The sequence below is a fragment of the Microvirgula sp. AG722 genome (assembly GCF_003269145.1).
Lineage (GTDB): Bacteria > Pseudomonadota > Gammaproteobacteria > Burkholderiales > Aquaspirillaceae > Microvirgula > Microvirgula aerodenitrificans.
Genome location: NZ_QLTJ01000032.1, coordinates 1,879 through 12,138, shown reverse-complemented (window position 1 = coordinate 12,138; position 10,260 = coordinate 1,879). Strand labels below are relative to the sequence as shown.

Here is a 10,260-nt window from a genome sequence, read left to right as displayed (position 1 = left end):
TCTTTGAATTCTGGGGTAAAACGCTGCGTACTCACGGACATCCTCCTATGCTCAAATCATAGGGCAGGAATGCCTACTGGAGCCGGGGCAGTCCAATCGCGGTCAGGGCAAGTCCACGCTTGGCGGGGCAGCCCTGAGCTACAAGCGTCTCCAGCAGGACGTGGAAGCCGTAATCCGGCACCTGGGTCTGGACCGCGTCAGCATCATCGGCCACAGCGATGGCGGTATCGCCGCCCTGCGGCTGGCCGCCAGCCGGACAGTCGGGGTCGACAAGCTCGTCACGATCGGCGCGCACTGGGCCCTGGGGGCAGACGACCCGACACGCGATATGTATGCCGGCATCACGGCAGAGATCTGGCGCGAGATGTTCCCGCACAGCTACGACAGCTATCAGAAACTGAACCCGGAGCCGGACTTCGAGCGCTTGACGGCTGCGCTGCAGAGTCTGTGGCTTGACTCGGGCGAAGACGGCTATCCGAATGAAGCCGTGCGCGACATCACCGCTGCCTTGCTGGTGGTTCGTGGCGACGAAGACCAGCTTGTCTCGCGTGCCAATGCGGTTGAACTCGCCGACCGGGTACCGGGTGCAAAGCTGCTGAACATCCCGTTTGCCGATCATTCGACCCATGAGGATCAGCCCGGCTGGCTGCATGCCGTTCTCGATGCGTTCCTGCACGACCGGTAAGCCGGCAGGGTACGGCGCCAGTTGAATGCGGACGGCGCCGTTGTCGCCGGACGTGTTCACTGCGCAATAACCCTTATGGATACATGGAAAAGCGACACCAAGATGCACAAATGAATATATGGCAATGTTCTTCCTGAATGCGGATGCTATGATCCGGCGCGCCACAAGGATGAAGAAACCTGCCTGCTTCAGGATATAAAAATCAGACCAATGGTTTTTATATCCTGGTGAGTGCACCCGGAATTGGTGGATGGGTTTCTGCCAGTAAAAATACCGAATGCATTTTAGCGGAAAAACCGTGTGAAAAAAACACTGCTCCATATTCTGACCTACGGCCTGATTCTGTCTGCAGCGCTGGTCATACTGTTCTTCATTCTCTCCCTTGGTTCCGGGGGAAGTCCGGTTCTCCTGCAAAACAGCAGTGACCAGGGCGGCTGGCTGGATATTGCGCCCCAGGTGCTGATCCAGCATGCGCATCAGCCACTGGTCGGCCTGCTGATTCAAATCCTGTCGATCCTGATCCTGTCCCGCGCCTGCGCCTGGGTGGTCAGGCTGTTCGGGCAGCCGCGCGTGATTGGCGAGATGATTGCCGGCATTCTGCTCGGCAAATCGGTATTGGCATTATTGTGGCCTGCCGGCTATGACTTCCTCTTTCCGGAAGCATCGATGCCGCAGCTGTATTTCTTCAGCCAGATCGGTCTTATCTTCTTCATGTTTATCGTCGGGCTGGAGTTGCGTTTGTCCAGTCTGAAAAGAAGCGCTTCGGCTGCCGTGGTCATTTCGCACGCCAGCATTCTGCTGCCCTTCCTGCTGGGGGTCTTGCTGGCGCTCGGCCTGTACCGGCAATATTGCCCGCCCGGCATCGCGTTTTCTTCCTTTGCCCTGTTCATGGGCATCGCCATGAGCATTACCGCGTTTCCCGTCCTGGCCCGGATCATTCAGGAGAAGCAGCTGTCCGGCACCTCGCTCGGTTCGATGGCGATTGCCTGCGCCGCGATCGATGACGTGACGGCCTGGTGCCTGCTGGCCGCCGTGCTCGGGCTGGTCAAGGCCGGGTCGATGAAATCGGCCGTCGTGGTGCTGATCATGGCTGTCATCTATGTGCTGTTCATGGTCAAAGTCATCCGGCCGCTGGCGCAGCGGGTGCTCCGTCATGCGACGGTGGACGGAAAGACCACCAGCAGTCAGCTGGCCTTCATTTTCGCCATTGGTCTGGGCTCGGCCCTGGTATCGGAAGTGATCGGCATCCACGCCCTGTTCGGGGCGTTCCTGGCCGGCGCCATCATGCCGCACCAGCTGACGCTGCGGATCAACCTGTGCGCCAAGATCGAACACCTGACCACCGTGGTCCTGCTGCCGATCTTCTTTACCTATACCGGCATCCGGGTGCAGATCGGGCTGCTGGACAACTGGCAGGCGTGGCAGCACTGCGCGGCCATCATTGCCGTGGCCACGGTCGGGAAGATGGTCGGCGCGGCGGTTGCGGCGCGAAGCAAGGGCATCAAGTGGCGTGACGCATGGGCGCTGGGCGCCCTGATGAACACTCGTGGCCTGATGGAGCTGGTGGTTTTGAATATCGGCTACGATATCGGCATCCTGTCGCCGCAGATTTTCGCCATGCTGGTGGTGATGGCGCTGGTGACCACCTTCATGACCGGCCCGCTGCTGGCCCTGATCCTGCCCGGCCTGCGCCAGAAGCAGCGCAGCCATCCATACGAGATGCAGGCTTCGTGAGCGGTTTCACCTCGGCAGGAACCGCAGTCCGACTCCCGGCTCGGTCAGGATATAGCGCGGATCGCCCAGCTTCTGCCTGAGCTTGCCGACCAGAATGCGCAGGTAGTGGGCATCGCCCTCGTGTGTGGGGCCCCATAGCGTGCGCAGCAGGCAGGACTGGGTCAGCAGACGGCCGGGCTGTTGCGCCAGCAGGGCCAGCAGGGAGAACTCCTTGCGGGTCAGCGAAACCGGCTGCCCCTGGCGCCGGACCTGATGACGCGAAAAATCAATACTGAGTACGCCATCGTCGTAAACCGCCGTTGCCTCTCCCTCGATGCCGATATCGTCCAGGCAGGCCCGGACCCGGGCCGCGACTTCCGCGATATCGCACGGTGCGCGGGGTGTGCCGGTGACCGTTACCGTCTGCCCGGGGGGAACGGTCACGACAATGCGCAGCGGGGGAGGAAAGGGGTCAGGATCTGGACTCACGTCGGTGGTTCTCCGGGCGGGACACCCGTGTGTATCAAGGGTAAAGGTCGCTGCGCACCATTCTTTCCTGCTGGATATAAAATTGCTGTTCAGATAATGCCGGGAAGTATAAATATGCTGTAAATAAAGAAAGTTATTGTCGCTGACGCCGTACCCTGTCCAGTTAACGGCAGGGTGCCGGTAATAACCAGCGTGGCAGTGCAGAATTTACGTTAATTTTACGCCGCGACATTTTCCTGTGGGCTATGGTGCTGGCATGAGAGTGGCTGAGACGTTCTGATGCACACCATTATCAAGGATGTGGTTTTTATTACCCTGGCTGTGGCGGTTTTTGTGCTGGTGTTTCGCTGTGCGCGACAGGCTGTTGTCAGTCTGACGCAGTGGCACCAGCGGCGAGGCGCCGGCAAACCCGTCGATAACGTGCTGTCGGCGCGCGGGGAGTGAGCCATGGATACCGAACTTCTGCACGCGCTGGCAGCCTTGCTGGTAGTTGTGGTGCCGCTGGCGCTGGTCGGGATTCTTGTCTGCCGGACCGCGGCTGCGGCCAGACCGAAATCGGCACCGGTCATGCCACACGGCAAGCGCAAGCCGCAGACAGACCCAGAAACACCGGGGCCCGGCGTATGATCTGAAGAATCTGGTACTAGCGGACCTTTCCTCATGAGCCTCGTCACCTATCTCGGCAAGCAGATCCTTGGCGTTCTCAGCGCCTACCGGCAGGATGATGTCGTTATTCATATCTGTGGCGTGTACCCGCAGCACGACAATCGCCTGCGGCTGTTCTTTCCGCACGGGCATGCGCTGCAGCAGGGCGATCTGGCCACGATTCACCTGGACAACCGTACCGGGGTCGACGAGTTCGACTCGTCGATTCGCGTCTATCGGGCGTCCTACAAGGGGCGGGTGCAGGCCGTGGATGGCGACTGGGCCGTGCTCGAACCGCGCGAATGCATGCTGCTGCACGGTTTTACCGCCGTCGAGAACCTGCGCGAGCCCGGTTATGACTACCCGGCCGATCTGCGTCCGGAGCGGCCGGTGCCGCTGAGCACGCTGGCCAGCCTGCCGCCGATCGCCGGGCGCGACCGCGAGAACAAGGTCGGGGTGCTCATCACCCTCGCGCCGGAACAGCCGCACACGACCGTGCTTGCCTTCCTGTCTACCGAGAACGATGACGTCTTCCTGATCACTTTCCCGGAAACCTTCAAATCCAGACAGTTGAAGCGCAACCCGCACTGCTTCTTCGTGATGGACGAGCGCGCGACCTTTACCTTCGAGCGCGCGATCGAGTGGAACTACACCATCATCGAGGGCCAGGCCAGCCTGGTACCGAACGGCAGCGCCGTGTTCGAGGAAATCCGCCAGGCGTTTATCGACAAGAACCCGTGGGAGATGCCGTTCTTCATTCGAGAAGACCTCGAGATGTACCACATTCGGTGCGAGCGGCTGCTGTGCCCGGGGCGTCCTGCCGCACAGGCAAAAATTGCCGACGGGCGGTAAAAACCGGTCATGCAGTATGTGATTTTGCTGCGATTCATGCCGGCTGACGGGGAATCCGGGCTGGCATGAATCCTGCTGTTTCAGTGGCTGAAACGTTTACTGACAAAGGGATTCGCATGTCGAATATTCGTGAAGCCAGCCTGAGCAACGTCCTCGATGCCGTCTCGTCGTCGACCAGGAAAAAAACCGACACGGCAGCCGCCGACTGGAACGCGGCGCTGGTAGCCGCCTTCGCCGGCCTGGGCGCGACGGCCCAGAACACCACCACGGCGGCTGCCGGCAGCAGCACGGCCGTCAGCGCCGCCGGAGCAGCCGGGGCCGTGCCGTCGGCGACGACCGGCAAGAGCACCAGCGAGAGCTTCCTTGAGTACATGGCGATGTCGCCGCGCGAAAAGGTCATGGCGCGGATGCTGGCCCAGCTCGGAATTTCCAAGGAAGAGTACGAGGCCATGCCGCCGGAAGAAAAGGCAAAGGTCGCAGCGAAGATCGAAGAGCTGATGAAGAAGCAGGCCGAGCTGCAGGGCGGGGGCGACGATGCCGCCAGCACCGAGGAAGCGGCAGCCAAGCTGAACGCCAGCATGATCAGCAAGTACAACGACGGCGAGAAGCTCTGGCTCAATCTGCAGGCCTGACCCGTTGCGGCTTGACCCGCGTCATGTCGCCAGTCCCGGTCATGACGCTAATCTGAAGGCAGTGCATGGCACTGCCTTCAGACGTTAATGGGGCCGGCATGGCAAAAAAATTCCCGCTTAACCCGAAACACCCGGAGCGAATCTGCTGGGGGTGTGACAAATACTGCCCGGTCGATTCCCTTCAGTGCGGCAACGGCTCCGGCCGTACCCAGCACCCGGCCGAGGTCATCGGCGAAGACTGGTATCTGTGGGGCGACTGGGGGCTGGATATTCCCGACGAGCTGCAAAAGCCCGCCGACGATCCCGCCTGAGCCCTGCGACCGGGGCCGGCTCAGGTCGACGGCGCCAGCACGGCGGTGGCCTCGATCTCGAACAGCATGCCGTCAAGCGCCAGCCGTGGCACCGGGATCAGTGTGCATGCCGGCATTGGCGCGCCATCCCATAGCGCCGTCAACGCCCGGCCGAACACCTGCAGCCGTTCCTGCGAATGGTCGACGATCAGCACAGTCAGCCTGGCCACATCGCGCGGGCCGGCGCCGGCTGCCCGCAATGCCGTTTCCAGATTGGCCAGCGCCTGCCTGACCTGCTGCCCGAAATCGGGGGAGAGCGTGCCCTGCGCGTCTTCGCCGCCCTGACCGGCAACATGGACCAGCCGGGCCGGTCCATCGACGATGGCCAGATGGGAGTAACCGTTCGGGCGCGGATCATACAGCCCTTCCGGGTTGAGGAAAGTCAGTTGCGGAGCGGGGGTTGCAGTCGTCATCGGATGGCACCTGTGAGGGAAGAGTGGTCTACCGTAGCGCCTCAAGCGGACTTGAGGTCAAGACGGCAAGGGCACATTGACCTCCTCCCGAAAAACCGTAGCGGAGAGAAGTAGAGATTTCTGGCAAAGCGGAGTTGGGCACCACGGTCGCGGAGGTCTGCCGCAAGATGGGCATCTCCGAGGCCACCTTCTGCAACTGGAAGAAGAAATACGGCGGCCTCGGCGTCAGCGAACTGCGCCGCTTGAAGCAGCTGGAAGAAGAGAATGCCCGGCTCAAGCGCATGGTGGCTGACCTGAGCCTGGACAAGCAGATGCTGCAGGAAGTCATCCAGAAAAAGCTGTGAAGCCGGCTCGCAAACGCGAGCTGGCCAACTTCCTGATCAACGCGTACCGCGTCAGCATTCGCCGCGCCACCGCTGTCGTTCAGCAGCGGCCGTCTCCTAAGCCGCGGACGTAGTCGCGACGACGCGGCATGTGCAAGCCTTGCGCGGGACGCCGCAGCGGATTCAGGTCGACAACGGCAGTGAATTCATTTCGGTGGCGCTGGATCAATGGGCGTACGAACAAGGCGTCACGCTGGACTTCTCGCGGCCGGGGAAACCCGCGGATAATGTCTTCATCGAGTCGTTCAACGGCAGTCTGCGGGATGAGTGCCTGAACGTGCATTGGTTTTTGCCGCTGGCTGACGCGCGTGACAAGATCGAGCGTTGGCGCAGGATTACAACGAACTCACGCCGCACAGTTCGCTGGGCGACCGGTCTCCCGGCGAGTTCCGGCTAGCCCATCCAGAAGCCGGAAATCTCCAGTTTAGACCGCTCGGTTAGTCGGGGGGAGGTCAAGAAACCAGCAGACAAAAAGAACTATTGCTACGGATTTCCCATTAAAGCATTTCATGAGGTAGATATGCTGAAAATTAATTGCTCATGCAGTATTAGTGGAGAAGCGTTTCATCCTCATTCGATTGTGAGGCATATGCCGCCGACAGATGATTTTTCCATACACTTTGCCGGAGAAATTGCCACTAGAGGACGTTATAAGGGAAAACCTTATCCTTATGGGAGTATATCTTTTAATGCTTCTCCAGAAAGTGTAGCGGAGTTCATTGAAACTATTGGCGATCTGGAAAAAATAGGTATTGAATATATCAATGTGTGTTTAAATGTTGCATACAATAAAGAGTGTGTGTTTGATCTGAGCCCAGATCTTGCGGCAAGATTTTCGCAGTTGGATATTACATTGTGCGTGACGTGTTATGAGTGTGATGAGTAATGTTTGACAGCAAAGAATTTGACGCTTGGTTTTTACGCGCCAGTTATGGCATCAGGAGGCAAAAATGTACATAATGAATTGCATATGCGTGATAAGTGGCGAACAATTATCTCCTGAAGCATTAAATCAATACTTGCATCCAGATGAGCGGGTTGCATTCTATCCTTTTGGTGAAGTTGCTGTTCGTGTGGACTATCCTCTTGCCAGTATTGTTGTTTCAGGCGAATTTGAACGTATTTTTGAAATTGCCAGTCAAATTGAAGTAAATGAGAAACAGAATATGAAATGCACGAGTATTCTGCTAAATGTAGTTTATAAAAATCAGTGCAACATGGAGTTTCGCCCAAATGAACTGAAGCATGTTACTGATATTAAGCTGCCGTTGCGATTTATATGCAGGTCGGATGACGATGCTGAATATGAATGGCCGCCTGAGTACAGTTAAAAATAGCTTGGGATGTCGGCTACGAGGGCGTTAAATGGGTGCATTGAAATTCAATATCTGTTTTGCAAAATATAAAATATGAAAATTTATATGGGTGTTTGTATGAAGTTAAAATTTAATTTTTTGAAAGCGTTGGCGTTAATATGCTGATAGGTAACCCATACACTTTCGCTATTTTGATTGACCCTGTGTCATTATGGTGTGGAAATGGAGGGCATATTAACGGTGTATTCCATTTTTACATCGATGGAGAAATGTTTCCCCCAGGGTTAAGAAATGCAACATTAGGTGGCGATGTGTTTTGCCTGGAGAAAGATAATGCGCTCAAGACTGCTCCGGAAAATGCGAGTCTCTTTTGCATGCCCAAACAGGATGCTTATTTTTATATGCTGGGCAGGATGTTGCCAGAAATGGTCTCCGAAGAAAGCGAGATTAGTGACGATTTTGAAACAGACTATACCTATAATGCGACAACATACAATATGGACGATGATTGTTGCTTTGTCTTTGCTGTCAGAAATGGGGGGCAGCTACGTATTTTAGGGGCTAAAGTCTGCAGGCAGGATTATAATGAGAAAAATGATTGTTTTGAATGGGTAAAAATCCCTGCTCCAGAAATTAAAGAGGTATTTATTGATGTGCTGGTCGCTGGAGATGTTGTTGATAATGTAATAGACTATTATTGGAAAATAAAAAATAATACCTGATTTTATATATTGAAATTAATCTAGTATTGTTATTGTGCTTCTTGCAAAACTGAATAAAATTATTGCGCAGAAATAACGGAAAGCAACCATCCCCGAAACCCTCTGCCTCACCACCGGCCTCATCGCCAGCCTGCTGACCTTCACCCTCAGTCACGGCCGGCGACGGCTGTGGCTGCTGCTGGCGCCGTACCCGGTCGCCGCTGCGCTGTTCGCCGTGCTGACCGTCTGGGGGCCGCCCTATGCCGGGCTGCTGGTGCTGTTCGTCGGCGTTGCCACAGCCGTCGGGCACCTTGCCGGCATGCTGCTGGCCTTGCTGGGTGGCTGGCTGTGGCGTCGTGCCGGTCCGCCGGACGCCCGCTGAGCATTACGGCTGTGCTGTCTGCTTCAGCCGCCGGTACAGCGTGCGTTCGCTGATGCCCAGTGCGCGCGCCTGTTCGCTGCGCTTCAGCCCGGTGGCTGGAGGGGGCGGGGCTGTGGTTGGGGGGAGACGGCGAAGAATGAGGCAGAGAATAATGAGGCAGAGAATAATAGCCTCGCACTTGTAGTACCACCTCCTCCATTGCCAGGAAAAACACCGACTCCTGTGCAGGATGTGCTAGAAGGAAAACCCAACCTGGCCGAGCAGATAGCCAAGGAAGTGAAAGCTTCTATTGCTGGGGCTGGGCAAGCTGTTAGCAACCCTGCAGAATTACTTTTTTTGCTACTAGGAGGCTTTAATATTACGACTCCGATTTATCCAAATTCATATGCCAAGAGTTATGGTGAAAATTTGGCTCAATGGAATGTCGTATGTTTGGCGGAATTTAGTAAACGTTAGAGGGTGTCAAGTTCTGGAGCTGTTCCCGTTGAACTAAAACTGGTTGGTGGGTTTCTCCGGATGGATAAAATAACCCTCGCGGGAGGGAATGCATGGAAACTTTTTGACTCAAAAGAAAACGGAATAGCTACTTTTGACAAAAATGGTAAGGTGCTGCGGAAATGACTTTTTATAGTATTTTGGATGTTTTTGACCGATCAACCCTCTATGGCTTTGAGGGGTTCTGCGTATCTGCGTTTGACCATGTGTTGAGTGAAGAGGAGGCTTTTAATAACGAAATAATATGTTACTCCGTTGCCAATGATAAAGGAAAATTAGACGAATATATGATTTTTGAAAATAAATTTAGAAAGCTATTTTATGTTTTTTTTGAAAAAAATCAGAATAGTTTTATAGCTGTGGATGGGAGTTATGGTGGAGGGCGTGTCAAGAGTATTAATCGTTTTGATAAATTTCTGTCGCTCGCACTTAGAGAGAGAAAAGTGACATCAATAGCATTCCCTTTGATAGGCGTTATTGTTGAATTTGGCTATGACCAAACGCATATCTTTTATTTGGAAAAAGGTGTTGCTAAAAATAGCGATTTTTTATTGGCTGTCAAATGTTGTGGGCTTCATGTTCTGCGTGCTTAAAGGTTTTTATGAAATGTAAATTGAGCTATTGAGCTGTGGAATAAATTGCATGGATATTGGTTTTATTGATAGCAACTGGAAATAAATTTTTTATATGCCTAGTGTAGCTCGTGTGTGAAAGTAAATAAGGGTAAGAATGGCAATAAAGAGAAATTGCAATAATATTAATAAATTAAAATAATAAATATTGAAAATTAACCATCATGCCAAAGTGCCATTGCCAATCGATAGTGGTTTTAATTTGGTTTGTCATTGTCGTTGCGTATCCTGAAAAACTGCACCGAATTATCATGCAATATTTAACGTAAAGAATGGGAAGGCACCATCCCCGAAACCCTCTGCCTCACCACCGGCCTCATCGCCAGCCTGCTGACCTTCACCCTCAGCCACGGACGTCGGCGGTTGTGGCTGCTGCTGGCGCCATACCCGGTCGTCGCTGCGCTGTTCGCCATGTTGACCGTCTGGGGGCCGCCCTATGCCGGACTGCTGGTGCTGTTCGTCGGCGTTGCCACAGCCGTCGGGCACCTTGCCGGCATGCTGCTGGCCTTGCTGGGTGGCTGGCTGTGGCGTCGTGCCGGTCCGCCGGACGCCCGCTGAGCATTACGGCTGCG

Annotated in this window: 17 protein-coding genes and 1 pseudogene; 15 read left to right on the top strand and 3 right to left on the bottom strand. The window is 55.2% G+C overall.

Going from position 1 to position 10,260, the window contains the following annotated elements; genetic code table 11:
• Positions 1-55 precede the first annotated feature (55 nt).
• Complete coding sequence (locus tag DFO50_RS18570; protein ID WP_112693009.1) at positions 56-685, top strand: alpha/beta fold hydrolase; 630 nt, start codon at positions 56-58, stop codon at positions 683-685.
• A gap of 300 nt (positions 686-985) precedes the next feature.
• Positions 986-2,419 (top strand): cation:proton antiporter, encoded by a 1,434-nt coding sequence (locus DFO50_RS18565; protein WP_051529023.1) that lies wholly within the window; start codon positions 986-988, stop codon positions 2,417-2,419.
• Between the two features lie 6 nt (positions 2,420-2,425).
• Here DFO50_RS18565 and DFO50_RS18560 read toward each other — a convergent pair whose 3' ends face one another.
• The gene (locus DFO50_RS18560) at positions 2,426-2,887 is read right to left on the bottom strand and encodes a response regulator transcription factor (protein WP_199489900.1); all 462 of its coding nucleotides are present in this window, start codon (positions 2,885-2,887) and stop codon (positions 2,426-2,428) included.
• A gap of 279 nt (positions 2,888-3,166) precedes the next feature.
• Between DFO50_RS18560 and DFO50_RS19300 the strand changes: the two genes are divergently transcribed.
• The 5 genes from DFO50_RS19300 (at position 3,167) to DFO50_RS18545 (ending at position 5,327) form a co-directional block, all read left to right on the top strand.
• Complete coding sequence (locus tag DFO50_RS19300; protein WP_158537506.1) at positions 3,167-3,331, top strand: hypothetical protein; 165 nt, start codon at positions 3,167-3,169, stop codon at positions 3,329-3,331.
• 3 nt (positions 3,332-3,334) lie between these two features.
• Positions 3,335-3,514, top strand: coding sequence for a hypothetical protein (locus DFO50_RS19045; protein ID WP_028500198.1), 180 nt, complete (start codon positions 3,335-3,337; stop codon positions 3,512-3,514).
• Between the two features lie 33 nt (positions 3,515-3,547).
• Positions 3,548-4,384 carry a hypothetical protein gene (locus tag DFO50_RS18555; RefSeq protein ID WP_112693007.1) on the top strand — a complete coding sequence of 279 codons (837 nt, stop codon included), beginning with the start codon at positions 3,548-3,550 and terminating at the stop codon, positions 4,382-4,384.
• A gap of 116 nt (positions 4,385-4,500) precedes the next feature.
• A complete protein-coding gene (locus DFO50_RS18550) occupies positions 4,501-5,016 on the top strand; it encodes a hypothetical protein (RefSeq protein ID WP_112693006.1) in 516 nt (171 codons plus the stop codon).
• A gap of 65 nt (positions 5,017-5,081) precedes the next feature.
• Positions 5,082-5,327, top strand: a complete 246-nt coding sequence (locus tag DFO50_RS18545; RefSeq protein WP_373280385.1) for a DUF3079 domain-containing protein — start codon at positions 5,082-5,084, stop codon at positions 5,325-5,327.
• A 20-nt stretch (positions 5,328-5,347) separates the two neighbouring features.
• Here the strand turns inward: DFO50_RS18545 and DFO50_RS18540 are convergent, their stop codons facing one another.
• Positions 5,348-5,779, bottom strand: a complete 432-nt coding sequence (locus DFO50_RS18540; RefSeq protein ID WP_028500201.1) for a RidA family protein — start codon at positions 5,777-5,779, stop codon at positions 5,348-5,350.
• Positions 5,780-5,895: 116 nt separating this feature from the next.
• Between DFO50_RS18540 and DFO50_RS20025 the strand changes: the two are divergent.
• The 5 genes and pseudogenes from DFO50_RS20025 to DFO50_RS19295 all read left to right on the top strand — a co-directional run bounded on the left by DFO50_RS20025 (position 5,896) and on the right by DFO50_RS19295 (position 8,561).
• Positions 5,896-6,603 (top strand): annotated as a pseudogene (locus DFO50_RS20025) (integrase core domain-containing protein).
• A 79-nt stretch (positions 6,604-6,682) separates the two neighbouring features.
• Positions 6,683-7,048 carry a hypothetical protein gene (locus DFO50_RS19040; protein WP_146745155.1) on the top strand — a complete coding sequence of 122 codons (366 nt, stop codon included), beginning with the start codon at positions 6,683-6,685 and terminating at the stop codon, positions 7,046-7,048.
• A gap of 64 nt (positions 7,049-7,112) precedes the next feature.
• Positions 7,113-7,493: a hypothetical protein gene (locus DFO50_RS19035; RefSeq protein WP_146745154.1), complete on the top strand. Its 381-nt coding sequence runs from the start codon at positions 7,113-7,115 to the stop codon at positions 7,491-7,493.
• Positions 7,494-7,636: 143 nt separating this feature from the next.
• A complete protein-coding gene (locus DFO50_RS18530) occupies positions 7,637-8,200 on the top strand; it encodes an immunity 42 family protein (protein WP_112693005.1) in 564 nt (187 codons plus the stop codon).
• Between the two features lie 214 nt (positions 8,201-8,414).
• Positions 8,415-8,561: a hypothetical protein gene (locus tag DFO50_RS19295; protein WP_158537505.1), complete on the top strand. Its 147-nt coding sequence runs from the start codon at positions 8,415-8,417 to the stop codon at positions 8,559-8,561.
• 3 nt (positions 8,562-8,564) lie between these two features.
• Here DFO50_RS19295 and DFO50_RS20020 read toward each other — a convergent pair whose 3' ends face one another.
• The gene (locus DFO50_RS20020) at positions 8,565-8,648 is read right to left on the bottom strand and encodes a helix-turn-helix domain-containing protein (protein ID WP_374755042.1); all 84 of its coding nucleotides are present in this window, start codon (positions 8,646-8,648) and stop codon (positions 8,565-8,567) included.
• A 135-nt stretch (positions 8,649-8,783) separates the two neighbouring features.
• On the opposite strand from DFO50_RS20020, the gene DFO50_RS19030 reads away from it, so the two are divergent.
• The 3 genes from DFO50_RS19030 (at position 8,784) to DFO50_RS18520 (ending at position 10,246) form a co-directional block, all read left to right on the top strand.
• On the top strand, positions 8,784-9,017 hold the full coding sequence (locus tag DFO50_RS19030) for a hypothetical protein (protein ID WP_146745153.1): 234 nt from the start codon (positions 8,784-8,786) through the stop codon (positions 9,015-9,017).
• A 161-nt stretch (positions 9,018-9,178) separates the two neighbouring features.
• Positions 9,179-9,649: a hypothetical protein gene (locus DFO50_RS19025; RefSeq protein ID WP_146745152.1), complete on the top strand. Its 471-nt coding sequence runs from the start codon at positions 9,179-9,181 to the stop codon at positions 9,647-9,649.
• Positions 9,650-10,051: 402 nt separating this feature from the next.
• The gene (locus DFO50_RS18520; protein ID WP_112693004.1) at positions 10,052-10,246 is read left to right on the top strand and encodes a hypothetical protein; all 195 of its coding nucleotides are present in this window, start codon (positions 10,052-10,054) and stop codon (positions 10,244-10,246) included.
• Positions 10,247-10,260: the final 14 nt, after the last annotated feature.

Bases quoted from the DNA above. Each gene is read 5' to 3' on its own strand.
- DFO50_RS19040 (WP_146745155.1), top strand. From the start codon at position 6,683: ATGCTGAAAATTAATTGCTCATGCAGTATTAGTGGAGAAGCGTTTCAT.
- DFO50_RS18530 (WP_112693005.1), top strand. From the start codon at position 7,637: ATGCTGATAGGTAACCCATACACTTTCGCTATTTTGATTGACCCTGTG.
- DFO50_RS18540 (WP_028500201.1), bottom strand. From the start codon at position 5,779: ATGACGACTGCAACCCCCGCTCCGCAACTGACTTTCCTCAACCCGGAA.
- DFO50_RS19025 (WP_146745152.1), top strand. From the start codon at position 9,179: ATGACTTTTTATAGTATTTTGGATGTTTTTGACCGATCAACCCTCTAT.
- DFO50_RS19035 (WP_146745154.1), top strand. From the start codon at position 7,113: ATGTACATAATGAATTGCATATGCGTGATAAGTGGCGAACAATTATCT.
- DFO50_RS18550 (WP_112693006.1), top strand. From the start codon at position 4,501: ATGTCGAATATTCGTGAAGCCAGCCTGAGCAACGTCCTCGATGCCGTC.
- DFO50_RS19045 (WP_028500198.1), top strand. From the start codon at position 3,335: ATGGATACCGAACTTCTGCACGCGCTGGCAGCCTTGCTGGTAGTTGTG.
- DFO50_RS19300 (WP_158537506.1), top strand. From the start codon at position 3,167: ATGCACACCATTATCAAGGATGTGGTTTTTATTACCCTGGCTGTGGCG.
- DFO50_RS18555 (WP_112693007.1), top strand. From the start codon at position 3,548: ATGAGCCTCGTCACCTATCTCGGCAAGCAGATCCTTGGCGTTCTCAGC.
- DFO50_RS18545 (WP_373280385.1), top strand. From the start codon at position 5,082: ATGGCACTGCCTTCAGACGTTAATGGGGCCGGCATGGCAAAAAAATTC.